This window comes from Massilia sp. CT11-137, from assembly GCF_047302885.1.
Taxonomy (GTDB): domain Bacteria; phylum Pseudomonadota; class Gammaproteobacteria; order Burkholderiales; family Burkholderiaceae_D; genus Telluria; species Telluria orientalis.
The window spans coordinates 2,543,812-2,561,721 of sequence record NZ_JBKYMP010000002.1 but is presented as its reverse complement, the minus strand read 5'-3'; the positions used below and the strand labels follow the sequence as shown (position 1 = coordinate 2,561,721).

The 17,910-nt window shown below is 58.6% G+C and carries 19 protein-coding genes and 1 pseudogene; 2 read left to right on the top strand and 18 right to left on the bottom strand.

Annotated features, from left to right (window positions below):
* Positions 1-56 precede the first annotated feature (56 nt).
* Entirely contained in the window at positions 57-950 is an 894-nt protein-coding gene (locus ACEN98_RS28140; protein ID WP_413388177.1) for an AraC family transcriptional regulator N-terminal domain-containing protein, read from the top strand.
* Positions 951-1,021: 71 nt separating this feature from the next.
* On the opposite strand, the gene ACEN98_RS28135 is transcribed toward ACEN98_RS28140, so the two are convergent.
* The 18 genes and pseudogenes from ACEN98_RS28135 to ACEN98_RS28050 form a co-directional block, all read right to left on the bottom strand.
* Positions 1,022-1,186: an SRPBCC family protein gene (locus ACEN98_RS28135; protein ID WP_413345649.1), complete on the bottom strand. Its 165-nt coding sequence runs from the start codon at positions 1,184-1,186 to the stop codon at positions 1,022-1,024.
* Positions 1,107-1,358, bottom strand: coding sequence for an RHS domain-containing protein (locus ACEN98_RS28130; RefSeq protein WP_413389105.1), 252 nt, complete (start codon positions 1,356-1,358; stop codon positions 1,107-1,109). The genes ACEN98_RS28135 and ACEN98_RS28130 overlap by 80 nt, the downstream gene beginning before the upstream one ends.
* Before the next feature lie 80 nt (positions 1,359-1,438).
* On the bottom strand, positions 1,439-1,906 hold the full coding sequence (locus ACEN98_RS28125; protein WP_413388176.1) for an SMI1/KNR4 family protein: 468 nt from the start codon (positions 1,904-1,906) through the stop codon (positions 1,439-1,441).
* Positions 1,903-2,133 carry a hypothetical protein gene (locus ACEN98_RS28120; RefSeq protein WP_413388174.1) on the bottom strand — a complete coding sequence of 77 codons (231 nt, stop codon included), beginning with the start codon at positions 2,131-2,133 and terminating at the stop codon, positions 1,903-1,905. Before ACEN98_RS28120 ends, ACEN98_RS28125 begins: the two co-directional genes overlap by 4 nt.
* 654 nt (positions 2,134-2,787) lie before the next feature.
* Positions 2,788-3,261 carry a macro domain-containing protein gene (locus ACEN98_RS28115; protein WP_413388173.1) on the bottom strand — a complete coding sequence of 158 codons (474 nt, stop codon included), beginning with the start codon at positions 3,259-3,261 and terminating at the stop codon, positions 2,788-2,790.
* Entirely contained in the window at positions 3,258-3,416 is a 159-nt protein-coding gene (locus ACEN98_RS28110; RefSeq protein ID WP_156403799.1) for a hypothetical protein, read from the bottom strand. The genes ACEN98_RS28115 and ACEN98_RS28110 overlap by 4 nt, the downstream gene beginning before the upstream one ends.
* A 98-nt stretch (positions 3,417-3,514) precedes the next feature.
* Positions 3,515-4,822, bottom strand: coding sequence for an RHS repeat-associated core domain-containing protein (locus ACEN98_RS28105; protein WP_413388172.1), 1,308 nt, complete (start codon positions 4,820-4,822; stop codon positions 3,515-3,517).
* Positions 4,807-5,295 (bottom strand): RHS repeat domain-containing protein, encoded by a 489-nt coding sequence (locus ACEN98_RS28100; RefSeq protein ID WP_413388171.1) that lies wholly within the window; start codon positions 5,293-5,295, stop codon positions 4,807-4,809. The genes ACEN98_RS28105 and ACEN98_RS28100 overlap by 16 nt, the downstream gene beginning before the upstream one ends.
* 407 nt (positions 5,296-5,702) lie before the next feature.
* A pseudogene (locus ACEN98_RS28095) lies at positions 5,703-6,178 on the bottom strand (IS5 family transposase); the annotation flags it as partial.
* A 117-nt stretch (positions 6,179-6,295) separates the two neighbouring features.
* The gene (locus ACEN98_RS28090) at positions 6,296-6,634 is read right to left on the bottom strand and encodes a hypothetical protein (RefSeq protein WP_413388170.1); all 339 of its coding nucleotides are present in this window, start codon (positions 6,632-6,634) and stop codon (positions 6,296-6,298) included.
* A 14-nt stretch (positions 6,635-6,648) separates the two neighbouring features.
* On the bottom strand, positions 6,649-6,969 hold the full coding sequence (locus ACEN98_RS28085; RefSeq protein ID WP_413342489.1) for an SMI1/KNR4 family protein: 321 nt from the start codon (positions 6,967-6,969) through the stop codon (positions 6,649-6,651).
* A gap of 191 nt (positions 6,970-7,160) precedes the next feature.
* The gene (locus ACEN98_RS28080; protein ID WP_413342487.1) at positions 7,161-7,634 is read right to left on the bottom strand and encodes a hypothetical protein; all 474 of its coding nucleotides are present in this window, start codon (positions 7,632-7,634) and stop codon (positions 7,161-7,163) included.
* Entirely contained in the window at positions 7,634-9,160 is a 1,527-nt protein-coding gene (locus ACEN98_RS28075; protein ID WP_413388169.1) for an RHS repeat domain-containing protein, read from the bottom strand. Before ACEN98_RS28075 ends, ACEN98_RS28080 begins: the two co-directional genes overlap by 1 nt.
* A gap of 360 nt (positions 9,161-9,520) precedes the next feature.
* Positions 9,521-9,793: an SMI1/KNR4 family protein gene (locus ACEN98_RS28070; protein ID WP_413388168.1), complete on the bottom strand. Its 273-nt coding sequence runs from the start codon at positions 9,791-9,793 to the stop codon at positions 9,521-9,523.
* Between the two features lie 3 nt (positions 9,794-9,796).
* Entirely contained in the window at positions 9,797-9,907 is a 111-nt protein-coding gene (locus ACEN98_RS28065) for a hypothetical protein (protein WP_413342494.1), read from the bottom strand.
* 11 nt (positions 9,908-9,918) lie between these two features.
* A complete protein-coding gene (locus ACEN98_RS28060; RefSeq protein WP_413342483.1) occupies positions 9,919-10,338 on the bottom strand; it encodes an HNH/ENDO VII family nuclease in 420 nt (139 codons plus the stop codon).
* A 124-nt stretch (positions 10,339-10,462) separates the two neighbouring features.
* A complete protein-coding gene (locus ACEN98_RS28055; RefSeq protein ID WP_413388166.1) occupies positions 10,463-10,918 on the bottom strand; it encodes a hypothetical protein in 456 nt (151 codons plus the stop codon).
* 8 nt (positions 10,919-10,926) lie between these two features.
* A complete protein-coding gene (locus ACEN98_RS28050; RefSeq protein ID WP_413388165.1) occupies positions 10,927-15,405 on the bottom strand; it encodes a DUF6861 domain-containing protein in 4,479 nt (1,492 codons plus the stop codon).
* Positions 15,406-15,542: 137 nt separating this feature from the next.
* Here ACEN98_RS28050 and tssI point away from each other — a divergent pair, with 137 nt between their 5' ends.
* The gene (tssI, locus tag ACEN98_RS28045; protein WP_413388164.1) at positions 15,543-17,909 is read left to right on the top strand and encodes a type VI secretion system tip protein TssI/VgrG; all 2,367 of its coding nucleotides are present in this window, start codon (positions 15,543-15,545) and stop codon (positions 17,907-17,909) included.
* The last annotated feature ends 1 nt before the right edge of the window (position 17,910 follow it).

Sequence of the window (17,910 nt, the reverse complement as noted above, 5' to 3'; positions counted from 1 at the left end):
GCACGATCGTCCGGCGGCGCGCACACCCCGCCTGCTGGCCTGCTATCCTTGCCGCCATGGATACGCTCGCCCTCTTTGCCGCCGCCATCGCCCGCCACGCCCCCGTGGACGGTATTCACGACACCGTTCTTCCGGGCGTCCGCCTTATCCGATCGTCCAGCCCGACGATGCCCATGCCCGTGCTGTACGAACGGACCGTATGCCTCGTCGCGCAGGGCCGCAAGCGCGCCGTGCTCGGCGCGACGGCCTTCGTGTACGACCCCGCGTACTACCTCGTCGCATCCGTCGAACTGCCCGTGACGGGCGCCGTGATCGAGGCGTCGCCGGAGCGGCCGTATTTGTGCCTGAGTCTCGACCTGGACATGGTGATGCTGGGGGACCTGGCGGTGCGGCATCCTCCCGCCGATGAGGATGGTGGAGAAGACGTGGGCATGGCACTGAACCGGACGACGCCCGAACTGCTCGACGCGGCGCTGCGGCTGGCGCGACTGCTCGACACGCCGGCCGACATCGACGCGCTGGCGCCGCTCGTCACGCGCGAGATCCTGTACCGGTTATTGACGGGCGCCGGCAACCGCATCGTGCGCCGCATGGCGCGTGGCGACAGCCGCCAGAACCAGATCGCCCGCGCCATCGTCTGGCTGCGCGCGCACTACGCGCGCGACTGCCGCATCGACGAGATGGCCGACGTGGCGCGCATGAGCCGGTCGACCTTTCACGCGCATTTCAAGGCGGTGACGGCCATGAGTCCTCTCGAATTCCGCACGCAGTTGCGCATGCAGGAGGCCAGGCGGCTGATGGTGGCCGAGGGGATGGATGCGGCCAGTGCGGGGTATCGCGTCGGGTATGAGAGTCCGTCGCAGTTCAGTCGGGATTATGTGCGGTTGTTTGGGGTGCCGCCGGGCAGGGATGCGGGCAGGTTGAGGGAGACGGCGGGCGTGGCGTACTGAAGCCGATCAGCGCCTCTCGACGCCGGCGCCCGCTGGTTGGCCGACCGCAACGCGGCCAACACTGCCGAAGGTCAGTGGGCGGTTTCACCAAGTGTCGTGCGCAGTCCATCAAATCCCGACTTGTACATCCCGGCGACGATTTCCTTTGCCTTGGCGTCATCCACATCCTTGGCCGCCGGGTCGCGCTTGAACCGGCTCTTCCACGTGATTGTGCTGCCCTTGCCCGAAGGTGCCACGGCGAGTCCTCTTCCTGCACAACCTCGAGCACATTACCGGAAGCCGATAATGCGCAGCCCACTCGACCCGCCCACCCGCATCGGTCCTCTCCCGCGGCGTCCCCAGACGGTCCGTATGCAAATGCCGCAGCTCGGCCCGCGCCGCGCCCTCCCGACCAGCGACAGCATCCATCCGCGCCAGCGGCACAAACGCATCCTCGCCATACACGCACGTCCGCGAATGAGTCCCGCACTGCTCGCTGAATCAAGCCATCATGAATCATGAGCCACAATTCGTTTCCCAAGAAACTCATAAAAATTCTCTGCATACAGAATGTGCTCTCCCGACGGAAGCCTGAGATATATCGAACATTCGCCGTCTTTGAAATTCATATAGTCAAAGAAGAAAACTTCGCCAAGATCAGTTTCGCTAATGACAAGTTTTGAATCATCAAGAAAGCCAGCCTTGCGATTCATTAAGTGGCGAAAAACTATGTCTCCCCCATTAGCCGACTCGAAAGGAATTCCGTAAATGCTATAAATCTCTTCCCCTCCGACTTCACCGCCTGCATATCGTTTGAGAAACCATTTATATGATTCCGGCAATTTGCGGTTTAGTGCATTTTCTGCATTTGCCAGCCATTCATCCTCGACCGCATCGGACGATAATCCAAAATTAATGATCGACTGATGGGCCGCGATCAATTCCTCAACTCCCGTTGCTGTTAAAGGTGTACTCACAATCTGTTGTGCCCCATACCCCTCGGATCTCCCCGCTCTGCGCATAGTTTGAGAAACCATTTGTACAATCGTGGCGACTCACGATTTAGCTTTTCTTCCGCCTTCATCAGCCATTCATCGTTGACCGCATCAGAGGGCAATCCAAAATTAATTACCGATTGATGGGCAGCAACTAATTGCTCCACCTCTGCCGCTGCCGCTGCCAAGGAGACGATTATCGTCGTCATGCAACTTCGTCGAGTTCGCAAGCTTCGACTTGGCGCCCAATGACGTAGCACTGTCCGTCCTCGCGCACTTCATCCAGGGAGCTCGGATCGCCAGCCAGACTGTAATCGCCGTCAATATCAATACACCACAAATCTCCAAAGTTAAGCAGTTTCACTCCGGAGGATATGCAATTAAATTGATTTCCCTTAACTTTTGCAACGAGCTCCTCGACGTCTCCAACCACCACTTTAACCTTGCGCCAAACGTTGCCGTCCAGCTTATGATTTCGAGCATAAAGAAATATTTCTGCAGCGAGCGGCTCGTTAGATGTGTAAAAGTACCTGAACGATAAAATTAGACCGTCGTCAAAACGCCCATCCTGGCACTCAAGCAATAGCAGAAGAAGCGGCCGGAACTATTCGTCAAACGCATCTACGATCAAACGGGACTCGACACTTGGCGTCTTTCTGTTACGGCCTCAGCAACGATGCGCAAGAATGGAGTCCAGTCGCAGACGTGCGCCGTCCTGCAGAACTTCGCTGATATTGCTTTTTTCACGCACGCTTTCGACAACCATTTTTGCGAGATTATTGGACGCAACGTCTTCGAAAACAAACTCCAATAGCCCACTCATTAGTCAATAAATCCTGCTGCATGCTCGGCGGCTTGCATGATTATGACATAACCTGCAATGCTGCTCCGGGCACAAATTCTTCGCACACATATACATGGATGGGACTTTCGCCAAAACTCCATTCAATGATCGACTTGATTTCATTCCAGTCACCCCCTCCCAATCCAGCACCAATGCGCGGCATATAAATTTCAGAAATTTCGGCATCGGTTAGAAGTTTCTTTAATCGAGTCATCGAAATTTTTATGGCTGAAACGTCAGCCTTTGACCTCCAGGTCCTTTGCGTTCCCAAGTTGTATATTCTGGTCGCACCGTCAGTCCACTCAAAGACATCGCCTAGAACGAAGGCACCAGTCTTGCATAATTCTCGATACCGTGCGTACATCAATGGCCATTTTTCACGAAATGTAACGGCAATGCCTTTCCCCATTGCGCCAGCACAGTTACAACCGTGCGCAAATGCTTGAGGCGAGCTCACTGCAAATATATCGCCTTTGCAAAATATGACGGTCACTGCTTTTTTCCTTCAGCCCAAATTCTCTCAAATGTTTCTCGATCCAATTCTTCCGCCTCTTGATCCGATTCATCAAATTCTGGCTGATCAGTAAAAGGATAATCTTCACTATACTGAGATCCAGGTTCAGCCCAATAAATTTCGGAACCAAACACATCGATTTGCCGAGTGATTAAGTTCTCGGGCGACACCTCGCAATAGAACTTCCCCACTTCACCCTTAAGCGATTCAGAGTAGAAACAATAGTACCGCATCAAAATGTCCTTCCTGTCCGTACGATACGACCCGTCAAATCCATGTCGTTTTTGTTCAGTATAAATTGAACATGTTCGCGGAATTCTGTGCCGGATGAATTAAGACCTTGCCTAACCGGAAGACCGGTAATGTCGATCTCAACAAAATTCGTAAGTTTCCCCAACTTTCTAGGATCATTAAACAGGAATCGTGAAGCCTGTCCGCCTGAGATGACTCCATTACCTAGCTGCTCTGCCGACAGCTGCCCCACCGTGCGTGCCCCAACCATTTCTGGCGCCAAATCAGTGAGGTATTGCCCATCGCCGTAACGAGCATGTGTTACTCCTGTCGAAACCCGCAGTTCTTGTGAACTGATAATTCCCCGCATTCCTGCCTCATCAGTGTAATGAAACAGGGTTTGCCTGCCACCAGTATAAGCGGCGCTCGGCAGTCGATCTGCTCCGCCCGCAAATTCGGAGACGATTTTATTCGCATCATTCGCGTTACTGGTCTTGCATGGACTTAGACCGAGCGGATCGACCGAGGCTGTTGGATTGGCAGAGTATGCGAAAGTGTTTGCCCCGCCAGACAATCCGATGGGATCAATCGAAACAAATCGCCCAATGTCCGGATCATAATAACGGGACCGGTTGTCATGCAAGCCCGTTTCGCTGTCGAAATACTGCCCCTGAAACCGAACAGGCTGTGCCTCCCCGATCTCATCGGGCGACACCACCTCCGGCGAATCCTGCTGCGCAACCTCAAGTACATTCGCCCAGGCCCGATACCGCGCAGCCCACACGACCCGCCCACCCGCATTGGTCATCTCCCGCGGCGTCCCGAGATGATCCGTATGCAGATGCCGCACCTCGGCCCGCGCCGCGCCATCCGCGCCAGCAACAGCGTCCACGCGCGCCAGCGGCACGAACGCATCCTCGCCATACACGTACGTCCGCGCATGACTCCCCCGGTTCTCGCACAGCAACCGGTTCCCATCCCACACGAACCGCGTGACGCCAAACGCATCCCGCTTGGAAATCCGGCGTCCGAACGGATCGTAGGCGTAGCTGACAGTCTGCGCCACATCCGAAGGCCCACGTGAAACGACGCTGCGCACCAGCTGATGCGCCGGATTCCACTCGAACCGCATCCGCGTATGCTTGCCGACCAGCTTCTCGACCACGTTGCCGTGCGCATCGTAGTCGTAACGCTTGTCTTCGTACACGCGAATGCGATTGCCCTCCACGCGGCCGACCGGCGCCACCGTCGTATCGAGCAGATTATGCGTCGGATCGAATGCAAACCGTTCGCTCAGCTGCGGCTGCACGGCCGACAAAATGCGTCCGATCGGATCGGATCGTAGCGGTAGCGTGTCACACCGTTGCGCTGGTCGTCGATCGATACGAGGTTGCCAACTTCGTCGTATTCGTACTGCCGCGCGATGACGGTCGACGCGCCCTCGCCCGCCGTCTGCGACAACAGCCGCCCCACGGGGTCGTACCGGAACTGGCTGACGAGCGTCCCCTGCGTGCGGGCGATCATCCGGTGTGCCCGGTCCCGTTCGATGTCGGTAATGACCTCGCCATCCAGGTTCACCTGGTGCAAATGGCCGGAGCCGTAGTACAGGTTGTTCAGGACACGCCCATCCGGCAACGTCGTCTGCACCCGGTTGCCCAGCTCGTCGTACTGATGACGAAGGACACACGAAACGCCCGAGGCATCCGTCTGCTCCGCAATCAATTGCCCGACCGCGTCATACGTCATGCCAACCGTCGCATCCGCATTGATCGCCTGCGTCATGCGCCCAGCGCGTCGTAGGCGAAGCGCAACCGCATCTGCTGCGCCTGTGCCGCACCCGTCACGCGCGAGATCACTTTTTCCGTCAACTGGCCCAGCGCATCGCGCACATACGTCGTCGCGATCGGCGTCAGTTCCGTGCGCGGGGCGCAGCCCAGTTCGTCCTTGCCGACGATGAGGCCGCTGTCGTCGTAGCGGTAGCGCGTCACGCGCGCATCGAAGCTCGTTTCTTCGGCGAGGCGGTCCAGCGCGTCGTAGACGAAGCGGTGCACGTCGCCGTTCTCGTTGATCAGTTCCGCGATCCGGCGCGCCGTGTCGTAGCGGTATTCCAGCACGCCGCCGCGCGCGTCGATGCGTTTCAGCGGCTTGCCGTCGCGATCGAATTCGTAGGCGGTGCGGTGGCCCGGATTCTCCAGTGTGGTGGCATCGATATCAAGATGGACCTTGCGCCACTGGCGGCGGTAGTCGGCGCCGCGCTTCTTCGTCTTCCACCCGCCTTCACCCAGCATCTTGATGCAGGTGCAGTCGACCAGCAGATGCAAGCCCGTCGTCGTTGGGTGCGCTCCGATCATCGCCGCCAGATGTTTTTGGCGCCGGCTGACGGTGCTGAAGTCGGGAGTCTGCCAGTCCAGGCCGGCTAGCCTGAGCAGACGTTGCGTCATGCCCATCGCCTGTCGCAGTGGCAGATTGAACAGGCTTTTGATCGTCAGGCAGAACTGAATCGCCGCCTCGCTGTACCTGGGTCTGCGGCCCCGTTTGCCGTTGGCGCCGCCGTGCCAGCGCATGTCCTTGCCAGCCGAAACAGCAGCGATCGGCTCGCTCTCAACGCTTCGTCGTATTCCTTCCAGTTGGTCGTTCGGTATTTCGGTCTGGTTGGCGCGCACATGCCGCTGGTTTACCCATGGTCCGGCTCGGCCTCTGCAGGGACAGATTTGTGCAACAAAGCCAGTACGGACACAGCCGAGTTTCTTATCGCGCCCTCCGTGCCTTTTTTACCGGTCAATCATTTCCGCGGATCAAAGAAGTCATCTTTCTCACGATAAAAATTTATGGCGAAGATGATTTCCGAAACAGACGCTCCAGGATTTCTCTTCCGCTCGAAATTAACTACATCTCGAAAAGTTTCCATATCAAATAGTTGCCGCACATTCCTAACTTCCGCAATCTTTGGCAGATGCGTCCCTGGAACGACGTCTTCGAGTTCTTCATCCCCTTCCAAAACGAGGATCTCTGTGTGCTGAGGATCGCCCTTCCACGCACTTTCATTAATAAAAAGAGCCGAATCCCAGTCAAGCCCGTGTAACTCACCAAGCAAATCCTGAATCGATTGATATATTTTCATAAACACTCCTAAAATTAACGGCAACGGGTTCCGCCACCCCATGTGTTCCGACCGCCAACACCATTTGCATGGTAGTCAAGATGGCGCGACGCGTGATCCGCTCTGTCAACCAATTGCAGCGTCGTCAAATTTATATTTTCGTTTTGTGAGAATGGGTTAAATATCCATAAGAAATTATCTATCTTCCCAGTGCCAAATAAGTTTATAAACTCTTTGTAATCTTTGGGAAGAGAAGTTGCAAGCGTGGCTTCAATCTTCGACCAATCATGCTGTTGGGGAGCTTCGTTTGGATTGTTTGGCGGAGTAATCAATCTTGCGATGTCGCTGATGCTCATTTTTAGGTTGCCCGAGCCGTATTACAAGTTTTTCCGAACATGGCCATCCGGCAGCGTCGTATTCACAATATGGTACCGGGTCATTATCACGCTCGACCTGGACAATGTTTTTCGTGGCGTCCCCTTGGCTCGATGTCCTGTTTTACCTATCCCTTGAAAAGCCTTATCTCTTTGGTTTTACTTCATCAGTCCTACCGCAATTCCATGACAGGACCGACTCGATCTTTCGAGAATAGTTGCGTCTGCTTGTCCGAAGCGGGCTCTAAGCCGCCGAAGAAATTGGCGATGCGATATTTGACGCTGAACCCTTTAGCCCAACGATAAAGCTCTTCAGATGTCGATATACCTGCTTTCTTGCAATCGAAACTTGAAAAAAGCAATGAGACATCGCTGATGTCATCATAATGAATTATACGCAACGTTACACACTCAACTAAGTTCTCACCGACACTCAGGTGTTTGAGATTAGCGGTGCACGCAACGTCTTCATCGCCAGCTGCGATTTTCGACAAGTAGGCCGAGTCGAGAACAGAATCCAGTCGCAAGGGTACGCCGTCCCGTACCACTTCGCTGACGTTGTTCTTTTCACGCACGCATTCGATAACCATTGCCGCGAGATGACTGGGCGAAACCTCTTCGAAAACAAACTCCAATAGCCCGTTCATTAGTCAATGAATTCTTTAAAGGTCTTATCTTGATTCAACCGTACTCCACGACCATCAGGCAAACGCTTTTCCAGAAAGACCAGATTCCCATCCGCTATCGGTGAAAAGTCACCGGGAGCCCGAATGATATCCTTCAGGTGGAACTTGCCTTGCTCGTTCCAAGTGGTCATTTTTCCTTTAATCTTCCCCCATACCTCGGCCCCAGAAACAGACGGATTGCTAAACGTAACAGGTCTTCCGCTATGTTTAGCAAGCGCATGCCCGACGATAGTAGATCCTTTATAGGGCACTTGTGCAGATGACAGAACTGTCTTGGTCTCAGATAGGGTAAGACCCCATGAGGCTGGCGTCGCGATCTTATTCGCCCCTTCCGTATTGCCATTTTTACATGGACTCAGTCCTGCCGGATCCACCCAGCCAACTGGGTTAGACGCATAACCATAACCATTTGTACCGCCAGCTAGGCCAATCGGATCAATCGAAACAAACCGCCCAATATCCGGATCATAGTAACGGAACCGGTTGTAATGCAATCCGCTTTCGTTATCGTGATACTGCCCTTGAAACCGAACAGGCTGCACCTCCCCGATCTCATCGGGCAATACGACGACCGGCACCTCCTCCCGCACAACCTCGAGCACATTCCCCCAAGCTCGATACCGCGCAGCCCACACAACGCGCCCATCCGCATCGGTCAACTCCCGCGGCGTCCCCAAATGGTCCGTATGCAAATGCCGCATCTCGGCCGGCTCGGCGCCATCCGCACCTGCCACTGAATCCAGCCGCGCCAACGGCACAAACGCATCCTCGCCATACACATACGTCCGCGCATGACTCCCGCGCTCCTCGCACAGCAACCGGTTGCCATCCCAGACAAAGCGGGTCACACCAAACGCATCACGCTTGGAAATCCGGCGTCCGAACGGATCGTAGGCATAGCTGACAGTCTGCGCGCTATCGGTCGGCCCGCGCGCCACCACGCTACGCACCAGCTGATGCCCAGGATTCCACTCGAATCGCATCCGCGTATGCTTGCCGACCAGCTTCTCGACGACATTGCCATGCCCATCGTAGTCGTAACGCTTGTCCTCGTACACGCGAATACGGTTACCTTCGACGCGGCCGACCGGCGCCACGGTGGCATCGAGCAGGTTATGCGCCGGATCGAACGCAAACCGCTCGCTCGACTGCGGCTGCACGGCCGACAAAATGCGCCCGATCGGATCGTAGCTGTAGCGTGTCACACCGTTGCGCCGATCGTCGATCGACACGAGATTGCCCACCTCGTCGTACTTGCGCGCGATGATGGTCGATGCCACCTCGCCCACCGTCTGCGACAACAGGCGCCCCACCGGGTCGTACCGGAACTGGCTGACGAGCGCCCCCTGCGTGCGGGCCACCATGCGGTGCGCCCGGTCGCGCTCGATATCGGTGATGACCTCGCCGTCCAGGTTGACCTGGTGCAGGTGACCCGAGCCGTAGTACAGGTTGTTCAGGATGCGGCCATCCGGCAGCGTCGTCTGCACGTGAACACGCAGCGCAAGCGAATTATCTGCCCGATACAACCGCAGCCGCACCACGGCTGACGCTACCGCGTCGACGAGCGCGTCAACTAATCTATTTGTTTGAGAAGAATTCTCGCGAAAAATTGACGGCTAAATATCTTGCGAAACCCACACCGCTGAATTAAGGCATCATGAGACATGAGCCTCAATTCGTTTCCCAAGAAATTCATAAAAATTCTCAGCGTACGGCATATCCTCGCCCGACGGGAGCCTTAGATATATCGGACATTCGCCGTTTTTGAAATTTCTATAGTCGAAGAAAAAACTTCACCAAGATCAGTCTCACTAACAACAAGTTTTGAATCGTCCAGCAGCCCAGCTTTACGATTCATTAGATGTTGAAAAACTATGTCCCCCATTCGCCGACTCAAAAGGAATTCCATAAATACTGTAAATCTCTTCCCCTCCAATTTCGCCGCCTGCATATTGCTTGAGAAACCACCTATATGATTCTGACAACTTTCGATTTAGCGCGTTTTCTGCATTTACCAGCCATTCATCGTCTACCGCATCGGACGATGATCCAAAATCAATGATCGACTGATGGGCCGCGATCAATTTTTTAATCTCCGTCGCCGTTAAAGGTGGATTCATAATTTATTGCGCCCCATCGTTAGTCGCACGGTTCGCCCAATAGCGAGCCTTCCATGCATCAAATGCGGACCGATCAATCCCCGAAGGGATAACGTTGGGATTAATGTGAATTATTTCACTATTTTCTAATGGAATGTCTGCGTCAACTCAGCTATCGCGCTGTCATTTGATTGGAGCATGTGGTGAAGGTGTATGGGCTTCCCATCCGTGCCAATCGGCTCGCGACCTGTCGCCATCCTCTCAATATTCGTTCCGGAAATAACTTTCCCGCTTGCGCACCACGACGTGACTAAATTTTGATCAAAAGTATCATTTCTGGGATAGGCCGTAATTCCTTCAAATTCAGTCTGATTTGGCCAATAAACCCTGCCAGGATTTCCGCCATTTTCAGAAAATCTGCATGGCGTTAAGCCTAGCGGATCGACCCAGCTTATTGGATTGGAAGTATAGGCGAAGGTATTAACTCCGCCCAATAGACCGATCAGATCAATGGAAACAACCCACCCAATATCTGGATCATAGTAGCGGAACAGGTTGTAATGCAAGCCAGTTCGTTGTCGCAATATTGGGTTCAATATGGCAAATAACCCGGTTTCGACCATTTGTCCTGGTTCGACCAAATTAACACCGCAGCTTGACCCGCCAAGTGCTCACATTAACGTGAAGGTTTTAATTCGCCGCATTGATGTGATTTCGCCACTCTTCAATCAATCCTTTAGCCAGAATGGCATCAATGACCCCGTTATCGATAGTGCCCACATATTGCCCGTCCAATTCAAACTCGAATTCAAGTCCATGCTCTTGCGATAAGCGCTGGACGGAATCGACAATATATTCAACCTCTTCAAGAAGAAGCGCATCGATTTCGCGGGGCAGATGATTAGAGGGCGACGCCGAATAAATCTCATGCACCCCCCCCACTGTTTCAACTAGAGCGTCACCTGGACGCGTCCCCGTGCTTTCCACAGTATCGACAAACTCAGGGGCACGGATAACCCAAGTTCTCAATGACGACATTTTTTCAATTGCATCCCTTACCAATTTCCGAGCTTCATCGTCCACGTCTTGGGCCAGAAAAAAAAGTAATTTCTGCTTTGGGTGCGATTCAACGAAATGGATTTGCATAATATTTATCAAGGCTCAGTCAATTTAGGTGGATAAAAAGGCAGGGCTGATCCGGGGCCGCCGACGTTATAACGGAACCCTCCAGGAAGATGAGCGTTCAAATGACGAGTTGCTGGCAACGGAATTGTCACCGGAGTACTAGCGATATGATGCATAGAAATTTTTTCGCCCATTAAACCGACATCTTCCGGAAAAAACATAACCCATGCCTCATCTACTATAGGGGTCCTACCCTTAGCGATTGCTGATAAATTATCTCCGCTAAGTATTTCGCCATATCCAATGCTATCCCAGTGATCACGAAGAGCACGCCAATCAGCAGCATTTGTTCGAGTTACTCCCGAGCGTGTTGTATTCGGTTGCCTAGGCAAAGTGTCGGTCCGCGTAGCACCTTTTTCACTTGGCGTTCCCTGACCGGCCCGACACGGGCTCAGACCAAACGGATCAATCCAGGTCACCGGGTTCCAAACATACGTAAATGTGTTCGCCCCACCCAACAGACCGATCGGATCAACTGAAACAAACCGCCCAATATCCGGATCATAGTAACGGAACCGGTTGTAATGCAATCCGCTCTCGTTATCGTAATACTGCCCCTGGAACCGAACAGGCTGCACTTCCCCGATCTCATCAGGCGAAACCACCTCCGGCGAATCCCGCTGCGCAACCTCGAGCACATTACCCCACGCACGATACCGCGCAGCCCACACGACCCGCCCACCCGCATCGGTCATATCCCGCGGCGTCCCGAGATGATACGTATTCAGATGCCGCACCTCAGCCCGCGCCGCGCCCCCCGAATCTGCGACGGCATCCACCCGCGCCAGCGGCACGAACGCATCCTCGCCGTACACGTATGTCCGCGAATGACTCCCCCGGTTCTCGCACAGCAACCGGTTCCCATCCCACACGAACCGCGTGACGCCAAACGCATCCCGCTTCGCAATCCGGCGCCCGAACGGATCATAGGCATAGCTGACAGTCTGCGCCACATCCGAAGGCCCACGTGAAACGACGCTGCGCACCAGTTGATGCGCCGGATTCCACTCGAACCGCATCCGCGTATGCTTGCCGACCAGCTTCTCGACCACGTTGCCGTGCGCATCGTAGTCATAGCGCTTGTCCTCGTACACCCGGATGCGATTGCCCTCGACGCGGCCGACCGGCGCCACCGTCGTATCGAGCAGATTATGCGCCGGATCGAATGCAAACCGTTCGCTCAGCTGCGGCTGCACGGCCGACAAAATGCGTCCGATCGGATCGTAGCTGTAGCGTGTCACACCGTTGCGCTGATCGTCGATCGATACGAGGTTGCCCACCTCGTCGTACTCGTACTGCCGCGCGATGACGGTCGACGCGCCCTCGCCCGCCGTCTGCGACAACAGCCGCCCCACGGGGTCGTACCGGAACTGGCTGACGAGCGTCCCCTGCGTGCGGGCGATCATCCGGTGCGCCCGGTCCCGTTCGATGTCGGTAATGACCTCGCCATCCAGGTTGACCTGATGCAGATGGCCCGAGCCGTAATTCAAATTGTTCAGGATGCGGCCATCCGGCAGCGTCGTCCGCACCCGGTTGCCCAGCTCGTCGTATTCATGACGCAGCACGGTCGACGTACCCGAGGCATCCGTCTGCTCCGTCACCAGCTGACCGATAGCGTCATATGCCATGCTGACAACGGCATCCGCATTGATCGCCTGCGTCATGCGCCCCAGCGCGTCGTAGGCGAAGCGCAGCCGCATCTGCTGCGCCTGTGCCGCACCCGTCACGCGCGAGATCACTTTTTCCGTCAACTGGCCCAGCGCATCGCGCACATACGTTGTCGCGATGGGCGTCAATTCCGTGCGCGGCGCGCAGCCCAGTTCGTCCTTGCCGACGATGAGGCCGCTGTCGTCGTAGCGGTAGCGCGTCACGCGCGCATCGAAGCTCGTTTCTTCGGCGAGGCGGTCCAGCGCGTCGTAGACGAAGCGGTGCACGTCGCCGTTCTCGTTGATCAGTTCGGCGATCCGGCGCGCCGTGTCGTAGCGGTATTCCAGCACGCCGCCGCGCGCGTCGATGCGTTTCAGCGGCTTGCCGTCGCGATCGAGTTCGTAGGCGGTGCGGTGGCCCGCGGCGTCGACGTGGGCGACGAGGCGGCCCAGCCGGTCGTATTCGTAGCGCTCGGTCGTGCCGTCCGCATGCGTCACAGCCTGCATGCGGCCGAGCGCGTCGTAGGCATACGTGCTCGCGTTGCCGTTCGGGTCGAGCGCGCGCACGAGGCGCCCCTCGTCGTCGTAATCGAAACTGCTCGTGCTGCCCGAGCAATCCGTATAGCGGATCAGTTGGCCGGCGCGGTTGTACGCAAGCGCCTTGACGCCGCCGCGCGCGTCGATCACCTTGACAGGCAGGCCGCGATCGTCGTACTGGTACGCCGTACGCTGACCCAGCGCGTTCGTCACGCTCGTCAGGTTGCCCTGCGCGTCGTAGCGCAGCACGGTCGTCGCGCCGAGGGCGTCGGTGATGAGGGCCGGCTTGTCGAAGCGGGCGTCGTAGACGATGCCCGTGCCCCGCCCGCCCCGCTCCACGCGCACGATGCGGCTGCGCTCGTCGTAGCGGTAGCGCACCGTGCGGCCGGCCGGGTCGGTCAGTTCGAGCAGGTTGTCGTTCTCGTCCAGACGACGTGTCGTGACGCCGCCTGCCGCATCCACCTGCGCGACCAGGCGCCCGCGCGCGTCGAACCGGTAGTGCTGCACGCGGCCCAGCTGGTCGGTGACGACCGTCTCCTTGTCGAGATAGCGGAATGCCCACCACTGGCCCGTATTGGTCCAGTTGCGCACTACCTTCCCATCCGGCCCCTCGACGTCGTACTCATAGCGCGACACGAGGCCGTCCGGCTGGCCGTGTTCCACCATCACATGGTTGCGGTAGCCGAACTCGCGCACGACATCGCCCGCACGGTTACGCACGCGCCGCAGGTCGCCCGCGCCGTCATACTCGTAGGACACCAGCGTATGCGCGCTGCCTTCCGGTTCCGCGGGCATCAAGGTCACGCCCAGCAGGCGCATGCCGCCCGCGACGCGTCCGAACTCGAGGGCCAGGCTGTGCCCCGCGCTGTCGTCGATGCGTGCGGGCAGGCGGCGGGCGTCGTACGTGACGCGGATGTGGTTGTCGTTCGCATCCTGCCAGCCCGTCAGGCGGGCGATGCCGTCGCCGTACAGGACGGCGAATTGCGCGCGCAGGCCATTGTTGTCGACCAGCTCGAACGTCGTATCTCCCGTGCGCGCCAGCGTGATCTGTTCGGACGGCGAATGGATCGCGTCACCGACCCGCGGCAGCGAGAACGTGATGCCGCGATCAAACGCGTCCAGCACGACGACCTCGTCGACGCTGAGTTGCAGGCTGTCGCTGATGGGCAGCGCCCAGCCCTGGCCCAGCCAGCCGGCGCGGTGCAGCGCCGAGCTGTACGTGCGCTGCCAGACCAGCGGCAGCGGCGCGGGCAGCGCGAAGTCGAGGTCCAGGTCGCCCAGCAGGATCTTGTCGCCCGTGATCGGGTTGACGGGCTGGCCGACGAGGTTGCACGGCGGCTTGCTGGTGGCGACGCCGCGCTTGACCTCCGACGGTCTCTCGGCCGGTTTCTGCGCCTCCACCGGTTCCCTCGCGACGCCCTTGCCCGCGCCGGCTTCGGCCTGTCCCTGTGCCGACGCGAGCCTGGGCTGCAGGTTCGGGTGCGCCATCAGCTTGTCGCGGTTCTGGCCGACCCATTCCGCGAACTTCGGCCCCAGCCGGCTCTGCGACAGGTTGCGCACGAGGAGCGAACTTTGCACCTGGCCGCGCGACAGGTACAGCACCAGCGCCGTCAGGATTGCCTTCACGAGCAGCATCTGCCCTTGCGCGAACGATTCCGTCGCCTCGCGCAGCATCGTCGTGCGCCGGGCGGTCGCGTCCGCCGGCAGGTCGCCGGCGTGCCACGCGGTCGCGAAACCGTGGGCCGCATGCCGGCACAGGTCCGGCACCGTGCCGCTCATGTCCATGACCAGCATCCCGAGACCCATCCAGACGAGGATCTCGCCGCCGATCGCGACGCCCGCCTGCGCACCCACCGCCGCGCCCGGGATGGCGCCCACGCCGAAGGCCAGCGACCCCAGCGCCCCGCCCGCCGCCGCGCCAAGCACGGCGCCGCCGCCCAGGTACAGCGCCATCTGCTTCATGACCTCGTACAACACGTCGACGATCACCGCGAAGTTCAGGCCGGCGAACTGCTGCCTGAGCAGTTCCGCGAAGCGCGGCCGGGATGCGTCGAGCGCCTGCTTGACGGCCAATGCGTTGCGCACGCCGCCCATGTCGGCGCCCGTATCGGCGATGCGGCCGAGCGTCGCGCTCGCCTCGTTCGACCAGCGCTGTACGCGCCGCGCGATGTCGAGCCGGGCCTGCGCGCCGGCCTGGGCATAGTGGCGCTGCATGGTGTCGAGGGCGCGCGTCAGATCGGTCCAGTTGCTCGAAAAGTCAGACATGTGCTCGCAGGAAAACAATTGTGAACGGCGCCAATGGCCGATTTAACGAACAGGAAATTTCTGATAGTATATACATGATTTAACATAAATCTAACAATCCCCCGTGCGGAGGACACATTCGATGCAGGAGCTGCGATATGTCATCAGATTCGCTCGATAACCGGATAAAGGCGCTCGGCGTTGCCGGCACTGCCCTCGACACCGCGGCGCAGCTGAAAGCCGGCTCGGGGGGCGCGGCCCTGGCGTCGGGCGTCGCCGGCCTGGCCGGGCACGCGAGTCCGCAACTCGCGCAGGCACTCCAGGTCGCGTCGCAGGCGCATTCGCTGGCGCAGCATGCCGGCGCGCTGGCCGACCATGCGGGACCAGGCGCGGACCAGCCCGCAGCGCTGGCGCAAGGCGCGGCGGTCGCGGAAAACCTCGCCATCGAAGAACATCCCCTGGCGGGCCAGGCCGTGAGCGATTTCGCCGGCAACGAGCCGCACTACGTGCCGCCCAATATCGATCCCGCCGGACAGGACGACGCCGCATCGGCCGTGGCATCCCTGCTGGCGAAGTTCAACGACGGCAAGCGCCTGCTGCGCTTCTATTCGCCGCTGCAGGGCGACAAGACCCTGCTGATCGAATCGCTGAGCGGCTCGTCGGCCATGTCCGACCAGTTCGTGTTCAACCTCAGCCTGATCTCGGAAAACGCCGCCATCGACCTGAAAGACCTGATGGGCAAGAACGTCAGCGTGGGCGTGCAGCTCGCGGACGGCAGCGAACATTTCGTCAACGGCTACGTGCACTCGTTCGGCTTCAGCCATGCGGACGGCGGCTTCGCGTTCTATCACGCGCAGATCGTGCCCTGGCTCAGCTACCTGAAGCAGCGCGTCAACTCGCGCATCTTCCAGGACCAGAGCGTGCTCGAGGTCCTCGACACGATCTTCAAGGGCGACTACAACGGCCTCGCCGCGTACGAATTCCGCGTCAGCCAGACCTACCGCCCCGAAAACTACATCGTGCAGTACGACGAGACGGACGAGCACTTCGTCTGCCGCCTGATGGAGAAGTACGGGCTGTTCTACTACTTCGACCACAAGCCGAACGGCCACGTGATGGTGATCAGCGACGATTCGCGCTCGGGCGCGTTCTGCCCGCCGCAGCCGGATCACGCCGAGGTCGAATTCAACGGCGGCAACCGCTGGCACGACCGCGACAGCGTGACGGCGTTCGCGGCCGAGCGCAACCTGCAGCCGACCAAGGTGGCCCTGAACACGTTCGACTTCAAGGCGCCCAATGCGATGCAGTACGTGGAGCTGCCCACCGTGACGCAACAGGGCGACATGCCGGCCATGGAGATCTACGACGGCAACCCCGCGTTCTCGTACAAGGACAAGGACGACGGCCAGCGCGAAGCGCGCCAGCGCCTGGAAGTGCTGGAGTGGCAGGCCAAGGTCTTCACGGGCGCCTCCGACTGCCGCGGCCTCGTCGCCGGCCGCACGTTCAGGCTGCAGGGCCACCACTGGTTCGATCCGGCCACCGAGGGTGACAACGATTTCCTCGTGCTGTCCGTGCAGGTCAGCGCCCGCAACAATTATTTCGAGCGCGGCCAGAGCGACGTCTACCGCAACACGTTCACCGCGATCCGCCGCAAGATCCCCTACCGCCCGCGCCGCGCGCACCCGCCGCCGCGCATGCCCGGGCCGCAGACGGCGACTGTCGTCGGCCCCAAGGGCACGGAGATCCACACGGACCAGTACGGCCGCATCAAGGTGCAGTTCCACTGGGACCGCTACGGCCGCCGCGACGAACGCAGCTCGTGCTGGATCCGCGTCTCGCAGCCGTGGGCGGGTCGCGGCTGGGGCACGATTTCCGTGCCGCGCATCGGGCAGGAAGTCATCATCGACTACCTCGAGGGCGACCCCGACCGCCCCGTCTGCACGGGACGGCTGTTCAATGCGGACCAGCCGGTCCCGTACGGCCTGCCGGACGGCGCCCACATGATGGGTTTCAAGAGCCGCTCCACGCCGGGCGGCGGCGGCTTCTGCGAGATGGTGATCCATGACAGCAAGGGCAAGGAACTGATCAATATCCACTCGCAAAAGGATATGGTCACGACCGTGCAGAACACGCAGGCGACGGTCGTCAACGGGCCGCACCAGACCAACACGGTCAGCACGGGCTACCAGACCAACACGGTCAAGCAGTACATCGTGACGACGGCGCAGACGGGGCACATCCACGACACGGCCAAGACGAACATCGAGCTGACCGCCGAGGACGACTACATCCACGCGACGGCCAAGACCAATATCGAACTGGTGGCGCAGACGGCCCACCTGCACCAGACCGCGAAGCAGAACATCGAGCTGACGTCGCAGACGGAGCACATCCACCTGAAGGCCAACACCGACATCACGCTGGAAGTCGGCAGCAGCAAGATCGTGCTGCAGGCCGACGGCACGATCCTGATCCAGGGCGTGAACGTCGCGGTGATGGGCAGCCGGATCGACCTGAATAAATAAA